Annotated in this window: 18 protein-coding genes; 11 read left to right on the plus strand and 7 right to left on the minus strand. The window is 71.1% G+C overall.

What is annotated here, in order from left to right; all coding sequences use genetic code 11:
* Positions 1-200: 200 nt before the first annotated feature.
* Positions 201-404 carry a cold-shock protein gene (locus tag AC07DU_RS27485; protein ID WP_030162033.1) on the minus strand — a complete coding sequence of 68 codons (204 nt, stop codon included), beginning with the start codon at positions 402-404 and terminating at the stop codon, positions 201-203.
* A 237-nt stretch (positions 405-641) separates the two neighbouring features.
* Here AC07DU_RS27485 and AC07DU_RS27490 point away from each other — a divergent pair, with 237 nt between their 5' ends.
* The 4 genes from AC07DU_RS27490 to AC07DU_RS27505 all read left to right on the plus strand — a co-directional run bounded on the left by AC07DU_RS27490 (position 642) and on the right by AC07DU_RS27505 (position 5503).
* Positions 642-1505, plus strand: coding sequence for a menaquinone biosynthetic enzyme MqnA/MqnD family protein (locus tag AC07DU_RS27490; protein WP_360890723.1), 864 nt, complete (start codon positions 642-644; stop codon positions 1503-1505).
* Between the two features lie 211 nt (positions 1506-1716).
* Positions 1717-3525: a protein kinase domain-containing protein gene (locus AC07DU_RS27495; protein WP_479114248.1), complete on the plus strand. Its 1809-nt coding sequence runs from the start codon at positions 1717-1719 to the stop codon at positions 3523-3525.
* Positions 3526-3603: 78 nt separating this feature from the next.
* Complete coding sequence (gene mqnC, locus AC07DU_RS27500; protein ID WP_360890729.1) at positions 3604-4803, plus strand: cyclic dehypoxanthinyl futalosine synthase; 1200 nt, start codon at positions 3604-3606, stop codon at positions 4801-4803.
* Between the two features lie 55 nt (positions 4804-4858).
* Positions 4859-5503: an imidazolonepropionase-like domain-containing protein gene (locus AC07DU_RS27505; RefSeq protein ID WP_479026155.1), complete on the plus strand. Its 645-nt coding sequence runs from the start codon at positions 4859-4861 to the stop codon at positions 5501-5503.
* Here AC07DU_RS27505 and AC07DU_RS27510 read toward each other — a convergent pair.
* Entirely contained in the window at positions 5469-5798 is a 330-nt protein-coding gene (locus AC07DU_RS27510) for a response regulator transcription factor (protein WP_360890735.1), read from the minus strand. The two genes, AC07DU_RS27505 and AC07DU_RS27510, sit on opposite strands and share 35 nt — an antisense overlap.
* 48 nt (positions 5799-5846) lie before the next feature.
* A complete protein-coding gene (locus AC07DU_RS27515) occupies positions 5847-6758 on the minus strand; it encodes a DUF3152 domain-containing protein (protein ID WP_479114250.1) in 912 nt (303 codons plus the stop codon).
* Positions 6759-7001: 243 nt separating this feature from the next.
* On the opposite strand from AC07DU_RS27515, the gene AC07DU_RS27520 reads away from it, so the two are divergent.
* Genes AC07DU_RS27520 through AC07DU_RS27530 form a run of 3 tightly spaced genes read left to right on the plus strand, consistent with a single transcriptional unit; the run spans position 7002 to position 9049 of the window.
* The gene (locus AC07DU_RS27520) at positions 7002-7694 is read left to right on the plus strand and encodes a demethylmenaquinone methyltransferase (protein ID WP_360890741.1); all 693 of its coding nucleotides are present in this window, start codon (positions 7002-7004) and stop codon (positions 7692-7694) included.
* Between the two features lie 23 nt (positions 7695-7717).
* On the plus strand, positions 7718-8629 hold the full coding sequence (locus AC07DU_RS27525) for a glutaminase (RefSeq protein ID WP_360891175.1): 912 nt from the start codon (positions 7718-7720) through the stop codon (positions 8627-8629).
* Between the two features lie 36 nt (positions 8630-8665).
* Positions 8666-9049 (plus strand): VOC family protein, encoded by a 384-nt coding sequence (locus AC07DU_RS27530; RefSeq protein ID WP_360890744.1) that lies wholly within the window; start codon positions 8666-8668, stop codon positions 9047-9049.
* 12 nt (positions 9050-9061) lie between these two features.
* Here AC07DU_RS27530 and AC07DU_RS27535 read toward each other — a convergent pair whose 3' ends face one another.
* A complete protein-coding gene (locus tag AC07DU_RS27535; RefSeq protein WP_479114252.1) occupies positions 9062-9844 on the minus strand; it encodes a GntR family transcriptional regulator in 783 nt (260 codons plus the stop codon).
* Between the two features lie 197 nt (positions 9845-10041).
* On the opposite strand from AC07DU_RS27535, the gene AC07DU_RS27540 reads away from it, so the two are divergent.
* Together AC07DU_RS27540 and AC07DU_RS27545 are read left to right on the plus strand one after the other, a co-directional pair.
* Entirely contained in the window at positions 10042-10212 is a 171-nt protein-coding gene (locus AC07DU_RS27540; protein ID WP_479026166.1) for a hypothetical protein, read from the plus strand.
* Complete coding sequence (locus AC07DU_RS27545) at positions 10205-10435, plus strand: hypothetical protein (protein WP_479114254.1); 231 nt, start codon at positions 10205-10207, stop codon at positions 10433-10435. Before AC07DU_RS27540 ends, AC07DU_RS27545 begins: the two co-directional genes overlap by 8 nt.
* Before the next feature lie 1253 nt (positions 10436-11688).
* On the opposite strand, the gene AC07DU_RS27550 is transcribed toward AC07DU_RS27545, so the two are convergent.
* Positions 11689-12219, minus strand: a complete 531-nt coding sequence (locus tag AC07DU_RS27550) for a GNAT family N-acetyltransferase (protein WP_360890756.1) — start codon at positions 12217-12219, stop codon at positions 11689-11691.
* Positions 12220-12316: 97 nt separating this feature from the next.
* Here AC07DU_RS27550 and AC07DU_RS27555 point away from each other — a divergent pair, with 97 nt between their 5' ends.
* Positions 12317-13600, plus strand: a complete 1284-nt coding sequence (locus tag AC07DU_RS27555; protein WP_360890759.1) for a geranylgeranyl reductase family protein — start codon at positions 12317-12319, stop codon at positions 13598-13600.
* 89 nt (positions 13601-13689) lie between these two features.
* Here the strand turns inward: AC07DU_RS27555 and AC07DU_RS27560 are convergent, their stop codons facing one another.
* Both AC07DU_RS27560 and AC07DU_RS27565 read right to left on the minus strand, forming a co-directional pair.
* Positions 13690-13965 carry a hypothetical protein gene (locus AC07DU_RS27560; RefSeq protein WP_479114256.1) on the minus strand — a complete coding sequence of 92 codons (276 nt, stop codon included), beginning with the start codon at positions 13963-13965 and terminating at the stop codon, positions 13690-13692.
* A gap of 218 nt (positions 13966-14183) precedes the next feature.
* A complete protein-coding gene (locus AC07DU_RS27565) occupies positions 14184-15026 on the minus strand; it encodes a C40 family peptidase (protein WP_479026174.1) in 843 nt (280 codons plus the stop codon).
* Between the two features lie 923 nt (positions 15027-15949).
* Between AC07DU_RS27565 and AC07DU_RS27570 the strand changes: the two genes are divergently transcribed.
* Positions 15950-16309: an NADH-quinone oxidoreductase subunit A gene (locus AC07DU_RS27570; RefSeq protein ID WP_030028256.1), complete on the plus strand. Its 360-nt coding sequence runs from the start codon at positions 15950-15952 to the stop codon at positions 16307-16309.
* The last annotated feature ends 4 nt before the right edge of the window (positions 16310-16313 follow it).

Genomic DNA, 16313 nt, shown 5'->3' on the forward strand with positions numbered 1-16313 from the left:
GCTGCCCCGGGCCCGCAGGGCCACTCGTGTACGCAAGCCGCCCCGGCACGTTGCAACGGTGCCGGGGCGGCTTGCGCGTATACCCCGCCACCTCCCCCGGAGGGCAAAGGCAGGAGCCCTGCTCCTCGCTGCTCGCGCAGAGAGGAGCAGGGCTCCTTGGGTACTGCTTTCCAACCCGCGATGAGAGTTGGCCCAGGCGACTAGGCCGGGGTGACGTTCTCCGCCTGCGGGCCCTTCGGACCCTGCGTGACGTCGAAGTTCACCATCTGGTTCTCCTCGAGGGAGCGGAAGCCAGAGGCGTTGATCGCGGAGTAGTGGACGAAGACATCCGGGCCGCCGCCGTCCTGGGCGATGAAGCCGAAGCCCTTTTCAGCGTTGAACCACTTCACGGTTCCGGTAGCCATGAGCCCTCCTATGGGCCAAAGGGTCGCCCTGCTCCAGAACCTGCTAAGAAGTCTGAAAACTACAAAAGCCTGCGGGTCACATTCTCCGCAGGCCTCGTACTGCAAGGGAAACCAAACTGCAACTTGCGACGAGCCTAGCACGCACCCTGCGGCCGAGACCAGAGGGAAAGATCACGTCACCCGGACGTTTGAGACCCGCCCGAAGGCTGACGGACACACGGGGACTAGTCTCGCGATGTGGACGTCTACCGCAGCCGGCCCCGCGTCGGCCACATCCAGTTCCTGAACTGCCTGCCCCTCTACTGGGGGCTCGCCCGAACCGGCACGCTGCTGGACCTGGAGCTGACCAAGGACACCCCGGAGAAGCTGAGCCAGCGCCTCGTCGACGGTGAGCTGGACATCGCCCCGATCACCCTCGTGGAGTTCCTCAGGAACTCCGACCAGCTCGTGGCCTTCCCCGATCTCGCGGTCGGCTGCGACGGCCCCGTGATGTCCTGCGTGATCGTTTCGCAGGTGCCGCTGGACCAGCTCGACGGAGCCCGCGTCGCCCTCGGCTCGACCTCCCGAACGTCCGTACGCCTCGCTCAGCTGCTGCTTTCCGAGCAGTACGGGGTCCGGCCCGACTACTACACCTGCCCCCCCGACCTCGGGGTGATGATGCAGGAGGCGGACGCGGCCGTACTGATCGGTGACGCCGCGCTGCGTGCCTCGCTCCACGACGCACCCCGGCTCGGGCTGACCGTGCACGACCTGGGACACATGTGGAAGGAGTGGACCGGACTGCCGTTCGTCTTCGCCGTCTGGGCCGCCCGCAAGGACTACCTCGCCCGCGAGCCCGTCGTCGTGCAGAAGGTCCACGAGGCCTTCCTCGCCTCCCGGGACGTCTCCCTGGAGGAGGTCACCAAGGTGGCCGAGCAGGCGGCCCGCTGGGAGGCGTTCGACGCGGAGCTGCTGGAACGGTACTTCACCACGCTCGACTTCCGCTTCGGCCCCGAGCAACTGGCCGGCGTACGGGAATTCGCCCGCCGTACCGGCCCGACGACGGGCTATCCCGCCGATGTCGCCGTAGAGCTCCTGAGCACGGTGGTTCAGGAGCGCTGACCGGGATTACCCGGCGGCAGGTCAAAGGGCGGGGCCGGGTGATGCGGGGTTACGCGCGAATTCACGCCCCTTTCGCATTCCGGGCGGCGGCCGGGAAATGCAAAAGGGGTGACAGCCCCTTCCCCCGGGCCCGACCCACCAGACACCCCCTAGGGTGCTGCATGGCCGGGCGGCACAAGGCGCCCGCGATCACGGGGAATTGGGGGACGCGATGCAGCCGCTCGAAGCCGGCGAACCGCGGACCATCGGCGCGTACCGGCTGCTCGGCCGGCTCGGCGCGGGTGGGATGGGCCGGGTCTACCTGGGGCGCAGTGCGGGCGGCCGGACCGTCGCCGTCAAGATCGTGCACCCGCACTTCGCCACCGACGAGGAGTTCCGCGCCCGGTTCCGCCGCGAGGTCGAGGCAGCCCGGCGGGTGGGCGGCGAGTGGACCGCGCCCGTCCTGGACGCGGACCCCGAGGCCCCCGTGCCCTGGGTGGCCACCGGATACGTGGCGGGCCCCTCCCTGGACCGGGCGCTGGCCGCGCACGGGCCGCTCCCCGAGACCTCGGTACGGGCCGTCGGCGCGGGGCTGGCCCGCGCCCTGGTGGCCGTGCACGGGCTGGGACTCGTACACCGGGACGTGAAGCCGTCGAACGTGATGCTCACCCTCGACGGGCCGCGGCTCATCGACTTCGGGATCGCCCGGGCCACGGACGGCACCGCCTCCCTGACGTCCACGGGCGTCTCGGTCGGCTCGCCCGGCTACATGTCGCCCGAGCAGATCCTCGGCAAGGGGGTCACCGGGGCCGCCGACGTGTTCTCGCTCGGCGCCGTCCTGGCCTTCGCGGCGACCGGACGGCCGCCGTTCACCGGGGACAACTCGGCCACCCTCCTCTACAAGGTGGTCCACGAGCCGCCCGAGCTCGGCGCGCTCCCGGCCGGTGAGCTGCGCGAGCTGATCGCGGCCTGCCTGGCCAAGGCGGCCGCCGACCGGCCGGCCCCGCAGGCGGTCGCGGCGGCGCTCGGCGCGGCCCTGGGCGCCCCGGGCTGGCTGCCGGCCCCCCTGGTCGAGGAGGCCAGCCGCGCCGCGGTCGCCCTGCTGGACCTGGACGCCGACGCCTCCGGTGGCCCGGAACCGGCCGCCCGGTTCGGCGCGGTCGCTTCCGACGCCCCCTCGGGCCCGGTCCCCTTCACGACCCCGTCCTACGGAGGCCAGGCGGTGGCCGGCTTCGGCGCACCGGACCCCTCGTACGGGGGCGGGGCGGGAGGTCCGGCACCCGCGGACCGGGCGGCGGGCGGCCCGTACGGCCCGTACGGCCCGGTCGGCCCGGTCGGCCCGGTCGGTCTGCAGGCCGGCCCGTACGGCACTCCCCCCGAGACCGCCCCGGGCGGCGGCGCGGGCGGGGTCCCGCAGCCGCGGACCGCGCCCGACGGGCGGCAGATGAGCCTGCGCGCGGCCGGCCGCCGCTTCAGCTGCACCCTCGTGCTCGCCGCGGCCGCCGTCCTCGCGGCGCTGTCCGGCGGGCTGTACGGGTTCGGCCTGCTGCCCGGCCAGGGCGACAAGGGGCGGGACCTGGCCGATTCCGGCCCGGGGCCCGCCGCCTCCAGCCCCGCCTCCCAGGCGCCGGGCGCGACCCCGTCCGGCCAGGGCGACGGCCAGCCGCCCCGGGGAACCCGCACGGACGTCCCCAAGGAGCTCATCGGCACCTGGAAGGGCACGGTCACCACCGCCCGCCTCGGCCTCGCCAGCGAGTTCGAGATCACCATCAAGGGCGGCAAGGTCGGCGAGGTCGTCGCCAGGGACAAGTCGGTCCTGGCCGTGCTGGGCACCGACTGCAGCGGCGACTGGAAGCTCGCCTCCGCCACCGACCGCTCGCTCGTCCTGGACACCGCCGGCGGCCCCAACCCGGCCCCGGGGGTCTGCTCCAACGGCTCCGCCGACGAGCGCTTCACCCTCAACGCCAACGGGACCCTCCACTACAAGTCGGGCGACAGCCCGGCCGGGAACCCCGAGGGCGATCTCACCCGTAGCCCCTGAAAGCGCGCCGGACCCCCTGGCGTAGGCTGGATCGGTCCGGACCTTGACACAGACACACCGCCGAAAGGTGACTCACCGGTGACCGACCAGGCCGTTCTCCAGTCTGTCCTCGACCGCGCCGCCGCGGGGGGCCGGATCACCAAGGAAGAGGCGCTCGACCTCTACCGCCACGCGCCGCTGCACGCGCTCGGCCAGGCGGCCGACGCGGTGCGCCGCCGCCGCTACGCCGGTACCGAGCACATCGCGACGTACATCATCGAGCGGAACATCAACTACACCAACGTGTGCGTCACGGCGTGCAAGTTCTGCGCCTTCTACGCGGCCCCCAAGGACACGAAGAAGGGCTGGTCCCGCGACCTCGACGACATCCTGCGCCGCTGCGCGGAGACCGTCGAGCTCGGCGGCACGCAGATCATGTTCCAGGGCGGGCACCACCCGGACTACGGCGTCGAGTACTACGAGCACCACTTCTCCGCCATCAAGAAGGCCTTCCCGCAGCTGGTCATCCACTCCCTCGGCGCGTCCGAGGTCGACCACATGGCCCGCATCTCGGGCGTCTCGGCGCGCGAGGCCATCCAGCGCATCCACGCCGCCGGCCTCGACTCCTTCGCGGGCGCCGGCGCCGAACTGCTGCCGGAGCGGCCGCGCAAGGCGATCGCCCCGCTCAAGGAGTCCGGCGAGCGCTGGCTGGAGATCATGGAGATCGCCCACGAGCTGGGCGTGGAGTCCACCTCCACCATGCTGATGGGAACCGGCGAGACCAACGCCGAGCGCATCGAGCACATCGCGATGATCCGCGACACGCAGGACCGTACGGGCGGCTTCCGCGCCTTCATCCCGTACACCTACCAGCCCGAGAACAACCACCTCAAGGGCCGCACCCAGGCGACGATCTTCGAGTACCTGCGCATGATCGCGATCGCGCGCCTGTTCCTCGACAACATCGCCCACATCCAGGGCTCCTGGCTGACCGTCGGCAAGGAGGCGGGCCAGCTCTCGCTGCACTACGGCGCGGACGACCTCGGCTCGATCATGCTGGAGGAGAACGTCGTCTCCTCGGCCGGTGCCAAGCACCGCTCCAACCGCCAGGAGATCATCGACCTGATCCGCAAGGCGGGCCGCACGCCCGCGCAGCGCGCGACGACGTACGAGCACCTGCTCGTCCACGACGACCCGGCGAACGACCCGGTCGACGACCGCGTCGTCTCGCACATCTCCTCCACCGCCATCGAGGGCGGCACCGCGCACCCCGAGCTGAAGCTCATCTCCTCGAACTGACGCGTCCGAACCGATGCCGATGAACCGATGCCGATGAACCGATGCTGACGAACCGATGCTGACGCTTCACACCGCCGAACTCCTCGTCACCGGGCCCGGATCCGCGCCGCTCCCCGGCGGCGCGGTCCTCGTCGAGGGCGACCGGATCACCCGCGTGGGACCGTACGGGGACCTGTGCGCGGTCCATCCGCACGCCCGCGTCCGACGCTGGCCCGGGCTGCTCACCCCGGGGCTGCTGGTGCGCGGGGCGGACGAGCTGCTGGAGCGGACGTACTACCCGGACGACCCGTACGAGGTCACCGAGCTCGGCGCCGACCCGATCCGCGGCGCGGACGCGCTGGAGGCGCTGAAGCTGACCGAGCCGCGGCGGGGCAACAGCGCCCGGCGGGGCACCCAGCGGCTGCTCGCCCGCGGCGTGGTGGCGGTGTGCGGCCGCTTCACGAGCCCGGCGGTGCGCACGGCGGTGGTCCGCTCGGGGCTGACGGTCCTGCCCCCGGCGCCGTACGAGGGGCTGCCCGCCCTGGATCCGTTCGCCGGGCGGGACGCGGCCCGGGAGGCCTTCCACGGGATCCTGGAGCCGGGCGCGGCGGCCCGCTTCGCGGTGTTCGCGGTGGCGGACGAGGCGCAGCTGCTGGAGCGGGGCGCGACCACGTGCGTGGCCACGGTCATCGGGGGCAGGCTGCTCCACCGCCGCCGCTGAGGCGCGCGTCCTCCTCGCGGGCGAGGGCGGCGAGCAGGCAGGCCTGCAGGCGGCTGATCCCGCCGAGCTTGGCCCGTATGTTCACGACGTGGAACTTGACCGTGCTGACCGACAGCTGGAGCTCGACGGCGAGCTCCTTGTTGGAGGCGCCGGTGGCCAGGCACAGGAACACGGCCGACTCCTGCTCGGTCAACTGCACCCCGGTCGTGATCAGCTGCTGCGCTGCGGCCGGCTCCCGGGCGGGCTCCTCGTACGACGGGAACCACGCGGGAACGCTGAAGCTGACGACGCGCACGGTTTCCACTCCCCCCGGCCGGCGACCCTCCGCGGCCGGCTCTCCCCCCTAGGGGACGAGCGGACCGGACAGATAAGTTCCGTTCTCGTCGTACGGCCAGGCATTGGACTTGCAGCCGAGCAGGCCCTTGATCTGCTGCATCATCGCGGGCGCGGGCTGGCCGGGGCCCGGGCAGGTCTCGTGCTCGCGGCCGATCTCGTGCCCGACCTCATGGTTGACGATCAGCGCCCGGTACTCCTCCACCGAGCCGCTGAACTGCGGCGAACCCTCCTGCCACCGCTTCAGGTTGACGACGACGGTGTGCCCGGCGCGGCAGTTGGTCTCACCGATGAGCTCGGGCGTGACCACCTCGCACAGGCGGTCCGTGGTGGACGGCGTCGCGATCTTGACGGTGAAGTCCACCGGCTGGCCGGCCCCGACCAGCTGGAACCCGTACGCCGGATCCCTGGTCCAGCCGCGCGGATCCCCCAAGATCGCCTCCACCGAGCGGGCGGCGGCCTCCGGGTCGACGCCGCTGCCCTCCTCGACCTCGATCCGCCAGCGCAGCGCGGTCCCCTTGCCCTGAGCCGGGCCGGAGGCGGTGGAAGCCGTGAAGGCGCCCGGCCCGCCGGGGGCCGCGGGTGCGCCGGTGGTCGGCGCGGGCGAGGCCGGGGGCTGCTTGCCGGGCGAGGCGGAGGACTTCACCGGGGCGGGAGCCTTCGTGCCGCCCTGCGCCGCCGGCTTCCCGGCGCCGTCCGACCCCTGCGCCTCCTCCCGCTGCTCGGGCCGGACCGCCGGCCGGCTCCCGGCGCGCGGGCCGGCGCCGTCCTCGGGCAGCAGCGCGTACGCGGTCCCCGAGAGCGCGACCAGCGCCACCGAGCCGATCAGGACGGTGCGCCGCAGCCGCTTGCGCCGCTGCGCCCGGCGCCGGGCGCGCGGTCCGCTACGGCTGGAGCGACCGGTGGATTGGCCTGCCGGCATCGTGAAGCCCCTTGTTCGCGGCGGCCGCTGCCGGACCTGCCACGCTTCGGGCCCTGATCCGGCGGGTGACCCTCACCGGGCCGCACGCTGCCAGTCAACGCGGCCGCGGGGCGGCGGCGTAACTGTCCTTCGGACCAGTTCTGCGGCAGCGGTGGAGCCCCCGCCGCCGGGGGCGACGCAGCCTGAGAGGATGGGACCGTACCCACCCGCCGATCCGCATCGCACACCGAGGGGCGAACGCCAGTGACAAGGGCATCCCTGGACAAGCAGCCGCACGAAGTCGCCTCCATGTTCGACCGGGTCGCGGCGAACTACGACCTCACCAACGACGTCCTCTCCCTCGGCCAGGCCCGGCTGTGGCGCAAGGAGGTCGCCAAGGCGGTCGGCGCGCGCCCCGGACAGCACGTCCTCGACCTGGCCGCCGGCACCGCGACGTCCTCGCTGCCCTTCGCCGCCACGGGCGCGTACGTCGTCCCCTGCGACTTCTCCCTCGGCATGCTCCGCGAGGGCAAGAAGCGCAACCCCTGGCTGCCGCTGACGGCGGGCGACGCGACCCGGCTGCCCTTCAAGGACGACGCCTTCGACACCGTCACGATCAGCTTCGGGCTGCGCAACGTCCAGGACACCGACGCCGCCCTGCGCGAGCTGTACCGGGTGACCAAGCCCGGCGGCCAGGTCGTCATCTGCGAGTTCTCGCAGCCCACCTGGGCGCCGTTCCGCACGGTGTACACGGAGTACCTGATGCGCGCCCTGCCGCCGGTGGCCCGCGCCGTCTCCTCCAACCCGGAGGCGTACGTGTACCTGGCCGAGTCCATCCGCGCGTGGCCCGACCAGCCCGAGCTCGCCGGCCTGCTGCGGAAGGCCGGCTGGTCCAAGGTCGCCTGGCGCAACCTCAGCGGCGGCATCGTCGCGCTGCACCGGGGCACCAAGGTCTGACACCCGTGCCCGACGTTGCACCCGTGGACTACGGGCCCCTGCTGAAGCAGATCGCGGCCGACCTCGCCCCGCTGGTGGGCAGCGGCACCCCTGCCGAGTACATCCCGGCGCTGGCCTCCGTGGACCCGCGGCGGTTCGGCATGGCCATCGCCGACCTCGACGGCAACGTCTGGGGGGTGGGGGACTGGCAGGTGCCCTTCTCCACCCAGTCCATCACCAAGGTCTTCGCGCTCGCCCTGGCGCTGGCCGAGGGCGGCGACAGCCTGTGGGAGCGGGTCGGCCGGGAGCCGTCCGGCAACCCCTTCAACTCGCTCGTACAGCTGGAGTACGAGAACGGCATTCCGCGCAATCCGTTCATCAACGCGGGCGCCCTCGTGGTCACGGACCGGCTCCAGACCCTGACGGGCGACGCGAGCAGCGAACTGCTGGAGTTCCTGCGGGCCGAGAGCCGCAACCCGGACATCGGCTTCGACGCCGAGGTCGCCGCCTCCGAGCAGGAGCACGGCGACCGCAACGCGGCCGTCGCCCACTTCATGGCCTCGTACGGCAACATCGACAACCCGGTGCCCACCCTCCTCGACCACTACTTCTGGCAGTGCTCGATCGAGATGAGCTGCGCCGACCTGGCCCGCGCCGGCCTCTTCCTGGCCCGCCACGGTCTGCGCGCGGACGGGTCCCGGCTCCTGACCCGCAGCGAGGCCAAGCAGATCAACGCGGTGATGCTGACGTGCGGGACGTACGACGCGGCGGGCGAGTTCGCCTACCGCGTCGGCCTGCCCGGCAAGAGCGGAGTCGGCGGCGGCATCATCGCCGTCGTCCCGGGCCAGTGCGTCCTGGCGGTGTGGAGCCCGGGCCTGGACGCCCAGGGCAACTCGGTGGCGGGCGTGGCGGCCCTGGACCGCTTCACGACCCTGACGGGCCTGTCGGTGTTCTAGACGCGCACCCGGAAGCGAGGACGGAGACAGACACGCATGACCTCAGTACTGCAGAACGTGGCGATTGACTGTACGGACGCCTACGAGCTGGCCCGGTTCTGGAGCCGAGTCACCGACCGTCCCCTGCATCCGGAGGACAAGCCGGGCGACCGGGAGACCCAGGTACTCCTGGCGGACGGCCCGGTGCTGTACTTCAACCAGGTGCCCGAGCCCAAGAGGACCAAGAACCGGATCCACCTCTGCCTGCGCCCCGAGACCTCGCGCGACCAGGAGGTGGAACGGCTCCTCGCCCTAGGCGCCACCCTCGTCGCCGACCACCGCAATCCCGACGGCTCCGGCTGGGCGGTCCTCGCCGACCCGGAAGGCAACGAATTCTGCGTCCTGCGCAGCGAATCCGACCGAGCCGCGCCCCGTCCCTGACGCCGCCTCCCGCTACGGGGTGGCCGGCCGCGCAGGCGAGGCGTCGAAGTCGTACTCCAGCACGTAGGAAGCGGAGTCCAGGGTCATCTCATTGACCTCGACGGCCCGCCCACCCTCGGCGAACGCGGTGCGGACGATCTGAATGACCGGTGTGCCCATGGAGAGCGAGAGCCGCTCGGCTTCATCGGCTGAAGGCATCCGGCACCGGATCTCCTCACGGAAGTGAACGGGCTCGTGCCCCAGCTCGGCGAGCCTCGCGTACGTCCCACCGGGGCCGGTGTCGGCCTGGGTGACGGCGGAGTCGTCGACGACGTCCGACGGCAGGTACGACGTCGCGAAGAGGACCGGCTTGCCGTCCAGCACGAAGCGGCGACTGCGCACCCAGACCCGGGACCCTGCCGGAAGGCCGAGGGCGTCTGCGATGCGGCCACCCGCCTCTTCCTCGCGCACCTCGATCTGATCGACGAGGAGCTCGCGGTCCTCGGTGTCGGCGGACCAGACGGAGCGACCCGAGCCCCACCGCTCCTGCGCCAGCCTCTGAATGCCGCGCCGCCGCAGGGGCTTGAACGCCCGGACGAACACGCCGGCACCCTTGCGCGCCTCCACGAGGCCTTCGTTCTGCAGCACGCCGAGGGCCTGACGCGCGGTCATCCGCGCGACGCTATGCGCCGCCATGAGGTCGTTCTCGCCCGGCAAACGGTCGCCCGGACCGTATTCACCCGACTGGATGGCCGCCCTCAGCGCATCAGCGATCCGCTGGTATTTCGGCTGGCGGGTGCTGCCCTGACTGGTCATCGAACGATCACTCCTTCGCTTCTCTAGACACCCTAGGGCCGAAGATCGGTCACTGCACTTACGGAGTTGGGCCATGCACGCCAGTGATCCGCCCGGGTCTCTAGAGATGTATTGACAGACGGGGCCTGATCAGCTGCAGTGGAGATATCTCTAGAGAGGTCGCTCAAAGGGCGGTCTCGTGAGTGAGGAGTATCTGCATGCCTCCGATTCCCCGCGCTACCGCGAGCTCCGAGGTCGACGCCGCCACTGAAGACGCCCCCTCCGGGCGGGTGGCCGCAGTTGCCGGACCCACTGAGGATCTGCTCGGCCGGGCACTGATCGGCTGGGAGCGCTTCGTCAGCACCTTCGAGGGGGCGGTCAATGAGTGAGCAGTACGCATATGTGCCGCACCGCCTCCTTCGGCGTCGTGTCCGCGACGTCGCTTCCGGCGCCGAGGGAGAGCTGATGGCCGTGATCAACGAAAACGCCTCGGACTCCGTCACTCACGAGCACTGGATGGAACTGGCCTACATCCGCAGCGCGTCCGGCCGCGAGTTCACCACTGCGGTCGACAACATCGAAGCGGCCGGCGGGGCCGACGGTCATCGATAGCGGCGCCTTCGGAGGTGACGAGCCTCTCCGGGGCGCCTGAGAGGGCTGGCGGGGTTCGGGTAGGGCGGGGGTGGCTTCGGTGGGGCGTGCGGGGTGGCTTCGGGTGGGCGGGAGCCCCGCGGGCGGCATCAGGGATGCGTATGGGGGTTTCCCGTCAGTCTCATCGTCTCTCCGTGTCGGGCCGGTCCCTCAAGGGCGCTCCCTTCGGTCGCGTCGCTGCGCGATGGCCTTCGGCCACCCTTGACCGACCGTCCCGCCCCGGACATACGAAGACTGCCGGGAAACCCCCAAAGGAACGGGCCGGGCGTTCCATTTCAGGGACGGGGAGCGTGAGACCACCGACCTGGGCGCTGGCGGCCGGATCTCCAGGAGCGGGCCCACACCGACCAGAGCCGGGGTCGGGGGTGACGCGTCAGATCGCTACGCGCTTCTCATCTCTCAGCGTCCGTCGGCCGTCTGGGGCTGGGAATAGGCCGCCACAGATCGCTACACGCTCCCCGTCGACGGCGACTGCCGGTCGTTTGTGGGCATTGGGCGGTGATTCCTCGCCTCAGCCGAGCTGTACTCCCATCAGAGCGACCCCACTCCCACAAACCAGTGGACAGACCGCCCCAATTGGGGCAAACCGAAGGGCTTTCCGGTCGCCCACCCCCGCTGACCCGGATACAGCTCGGTATAGGCGCGTTCTGGCGCCTGGACTTCCCCAGACGGCGGTCAGACGCCGTCTTCGAGGACTTCTGACAGTTGCGGGCGGCCTATGTCCAGCCCCAGGCGGCCGGCAGACGCTGAGAGATGAGAAGCGCGTAGCGATCTGACGCGTCCGCCCCGACCCGGGATCCGATGGCGATCGGCCCGCCTCGCGGACCGTGCCGCCAGCGCCCAGGCCGCGCATCGCGACTCTCCCCGTCCCTACCCCGGAACCCCCGGCCCGTTCCTTTGGGGGTTTCTCGGCAGTCTTCGTATGTCCGGGGCGGGACGGTCGGTCAAGGGTGGCCGAAGGCCATCGCGCAGCGACGCGACCGAAGGGAGCGCCCTTGAGGGACCGGCCCGACACGGAGAGACGATGAGACTGACGGGAAACCCCCATACGCGTCTCTGCTCCCGCCCGCGTGGCCCCCGCCCCCCGAAGCCACCCCGCACGCCCTCGCGCCGCCCAGCGGAAACCGCCCCGACCCCACCCCCGCCGCGCGCGGGTAGGGGCCAAGGGGGCGGGTACCCCGCACGCGTGAACCCGTACCTCCCCGCCGCCGCCCTCAGCCCTCCCCGAGCGTGAGTTCGTACCGCCTGCCGTAGGCGGCGCCGCCCGGCAGGAGGAAGCGGTCGGTCAAGGTCATGCCCAGGCGCTCCGCCACCGCGATCGAGCGGGCGTTGGCGTCGTTGATCATCGCCACCACGTGCGGGACCCCGGCCTCCCGCACCCGTTCCAGCGTGGCCAGCGCGGCGGCGTACGCGTAGCCCTGGCCCCACGCGGAGCGCCCCAGCCGCCAGCCGATCTCGATCTCCCCGACCGGCCCCCACTCCTTCTCCCGCGGCCACGGCTGCGCGCCGGTGAATCCGATGACCGCGCCGTCCGCGTCCAGCAGGGTCCACAGGCAGTAGCCGAGTTGTGCGTCGTGCATGCGCTGGCGCGCGGTGATCTCCTCGTACGCGGACAGCTCGGCGGGACCGCCGAGGAACTCCATGACGTCGGGGTCGGCGAAGAGGTGGTGCCAGGCGTGCGCGTCCTCGTCAGTGGGCACGCGGAGCTGTACGGCCGGGAGCGGCCGGGTCGGCGAGGTGGTCACAGGGGCAGCCCTTCGGTTCGCGATCTCTCTCGCTGCATAGACTGCACATGTCCGGTGCCGTTGGGCACCCTTTATCGAGCCTTCGGGAGACCCCGCAGTGACCGAGCTCCTCTCCGAACACACCGCGGACGTGATCGTCGTCGGGGCCGGGCCCGCCGGCTCGACCACCGCCTACTACCTCGCCAAGGCCGGATTGGACGTCCTGCTGCTGGAGAAGACGGCGTTCCCGCGCGAGAAGGTGTGCGGCGACGGCCTGACCCCGCGTGCCACCAAGCAGCTGGTCGCGATGGGCATCGACATCTCCGAAGAGGCCGGCTGGCTGCGGAACAAGGGCCTGCGCATCATCGGCGGCGGGCAGCGGCTCCAGCTGGACTGGCCGGAACTCGCCTCCTTCCCGGACTACGGACTGGTCCGCAAGCGCGACGACTTCGACGAGACCCTGGCCCGCCAGGCGCAGAAGGCCGGCGCCCGCCTCTACGAGCGCTGCAACGTCGGCGAGCCCGTACGCGACCCGCGCACCGGCCACATCACGGGCGTGCAGGCGAAGCTGGGCGAGGAGAAGACCCCGGTCACCTTCCACGCCCCCCTCGTCGTGGCCGCCGACGGCAACTCCTCGCGCCTCTCCCTGGCGATGGGCCTGCACCGCCGCGAGGACCGCCCGATGGGCGTGGCCGTGCGCACGTACTTCACCTCGCCCCGCCACGACGACGACTACCTGGAGTCCTGGCTGGAGCTGTGGGACCGGCGCGGGGCGCAGGACCGGCTGCTGCCCGGCTACGGCTGGATCTTCGGCATGGGCGACGGCACGTCCAACGTCGGCCTCGGCATCCTCAACTCCTCCTCCGCCTTCAAGGAGCTGGACTGGCGCGAGGTCCTCAAGGCCTGGTGCGCGTCCATGCCGGAGGACTGGGGCTACACCCCCGAGAACATGACGCAGCCGATCCGTGGCGCGGCGCTGCCGATGGCCTTCAACCGGCAGCCGCACTACACCAAGGGCCTGTTGCTGGTCGGTGACGCGGGCGGTCTCGTCAACCCGTTCAACGGCGAGGGCATCGCGTACGCCATGGAGTCGGGCCAGATCGCGGCCGACGTCATCGTGCAGGCGCACGCCCGGGCCACCCCGGCGCAGCGCGAGCTGGCCCTGCACAACTACCCGAAGGTCCTCAAGGAGACCTACGGCGGCTACTACACGCTGGGCCGCGCCTTCGTGAAGCTGATCGGCAACCCGAAGGTCATGAAGGTCGCCACGCAGCGCGGCCTGACGCACCCGGTGCTGATGAGGTTCACGCTGAAGATGCTGGCCAACCTGACCGACCCGACGGGCGGCGACGCGATGGACCGCATCATCAACGGCCTGTCGAAGGTGGCCCCCCGGGCCTGAGCGCGCAAGGCCGGGCTGCTCGTCGGGTAGGCGAGCGGCCCGGCTCGTGGCGTTCGGCCAGTTTCGGCCGCGGCCGGGCGCCGCGTGCTTCAGCCGTCGGCGTGGGCGGCGGTGTCCGTGTCCGGGCCGCTGTCGCCGTGCACGGTGCGCACGCAGTGGCCCAGCAGGACCAGGCCGCACAGCAGCAGCGCGCCCGAGGCGGTCCAGCCGAGGCCCAGCGTGAGCGGGTGCCCCGGTTTCTGCCAGGGGCGGGCGGTGGTCAGCAGCCAGCCGCCGATGGCGAGCAGGGTGAGCCCGAGCGCGGCCGGGGCCGCGGTGGGGTCGTCGGTGCCGTGGTACTCGTACGACTTCGGCATCGGCGTCACGGAACCACCACCTCCAGGGTCGAACGATCACATCGAGCCACGGCCCCCATCTTCGCAGGGCCGCGGCCGGTCCGGTATGGGCCGCCCACTAGGTGGTCAGGCGGACGGTCAGGCGGACGGGCAGTCGTGCGGGCACGCCGAAGGGCCGGTACTCCACCCCCGAGCGGGGGAGTACCGGCCCTTCGGCACGTGCGGACGACTCAGACGACTCAGACGACTCAGAGGACGCGGACGGCGCCCGTCGGCTTGTCGTAGCTGAGGCTGCGCTCGACGATGCCGGTGCTGGAGTTCTGCGCGCCGACGAACTTGCCGCCGCCGACGTAGATGGCGACGTGGTACGCGCTGCCGCGGGAGCCCCAGTACAGGATGTCGCCGGGCTGCAGCGCGCTGAGCGAGACCGCGGTGCCCGACGAGGACTGCGCCTGGGACATGCGCGGCAGGGAGATGCCGGCCTGACGGTAGGCGGCCTGGACGAGACCGGAGCAGTCGAAGGAGTTTGGACCGGTTCCGCCCGAAACGTACGCCTTGCCGACCTGCGCGCGGGCGAAGTTGACGATGGCGGCGGCGGAGCCGGTGGCCGGGGCGGTGACGGTTCCGGAGCCCTGGGCGGTGGAGCCGGAGTCGGAACCGGAGGCGCTCTGGAGCTTGGTGCGCTCGGAACTGCGGGTGGCGCGCTCGGCCTCGGCCTTGCGGTCCGCCTCGTCCTTGGCCTTCTTCTCCTCGTCGGCCTTCTTCTGGGCCTCTTCCTTGGCCTGCTTCGCCTCGGCGGCGGCGCCGGTACGGGCGCTCTCCTCCTGGGCGTTCAGCTCGCCCTCGACGGCCGCGAGGCGGGTGTTCTCGGCGGCCTGGGTGACGGCGGAGGAGACCTCGGCGCCCAGGTCCAGGTTCAGGACCGGCATTTCGAGCGTCGTCTCGGCCACGGGCTCGGCGGGGGACGCGCTCGCGGTGCCGGCCATGGCCAGGGTGCTGAGGACGCCACCGGCAACTCCGGCGCGGACCGCGAGCTTCGAGGCGCTGCGGCGGGGCTTCCGGTGGCTGGGTATGTGAGCGGTGTGGGACATGAGGACAACCGCTATCAGGGCGTCAGGGTTCCCTTCAAGAAACGTGGCTTGCGCCACAGTTGCGCGCGAAGGGCGCTAACCGGGTGCTTCTCAGCCTTTATTGACGCCGTAACGGGCGAAACGGACAGGGCTCCGCAGGGCTGTGATCATGGGGTTTCTCTAATAAGTCCGAATTGATCCTTGACCTACCATCCCGCCGCACAGATGGCCAAGCCCCCTTTCGGAAGCGCCCATTCAGAGTGGCGCAGGTCACAGGAGCGTCACGTGATGCGGACGTTGCGGGCCGGCCGTGACCTTCCTGTGAACCGGCCGAGTGCTTGCCGTGAAGTTCTCGCTCGGATCCTCGGTTTAGTCGACCCCGGGTGCGCGGCGGGAAACGCCCCGGCGCGAGACGATCTCCCCATCTGCCGTCGCGATCTTGCCGCCGCCGCGCCGCGATCTTGCCGCGCCCTTCGTGAACGGATGCACGCGCCCGGAGCCGCCGCTCCACCCCGCGTGCCCCGCGTCCACCTCCGTACGCGCGGTCCCCCCGACCGAGCGACGCCGATCCCTTTATCACCACAGCGGCCCGTCTTGCCAATTTGCATGTAATGGCCATCTTTGATAAAGCGGTCCGGCTCTCTACCTGCGGTAACGGGGTCGGATGTCACCTTTGGTGATCATGTGGATGCTTCGCGTATGAAGATCACCACTCATCGGAGTTCATGATCGTTCGTCAGGTGGTGGAGATCACAAACTCGGTGTTGTAACCCGTGTCGCAGATCACAGACGAGCGGGCATAAGATGCGCAGCAGTCCGGCTTGTGAACTGCCTCACATGCAAGCGCTCGATCGCAGCGCGATCACGGCGCGATCTTCGCGAGGCGGGGCACTCGGCGCCGGCAGCGGTCCAACGGTCAAGGACGACTGGAAGGAGCGAGGAGCGTGAATGCGTACGCGCCCATCCTCGTGCTCGGCGCCCTCGGCGCAGGGTTTGCGATCTTCTCCGTGGTCATGGCCACGCTGATCGGCCCAAAACGGTACAACCGGGCGAAGCTTGAGGCGTACGAGTGCGGCATCGAGCCGACTCCCACGCCGGCCGGCGGAGGCCGCTTCCCCATCAAGTACTACCTGACGGCGATGCTCTTCATCGTCTTCGACATCGAGGTTGTCTTCCTCTACCCCTGGGCCGTCACCTTCGACTCCCTGGGGATCTTCGGGCTCGTCGAGATGCTGCTCTTCGTGCTCACCGTCTTCGTCGCCTACGCCTACGTGTGGCGCCGCGGCGGCCTGGAATGGGACTGAGGGG

The organism is Streptomyces sp. NPDC045695, assembly GCF_056432025.1.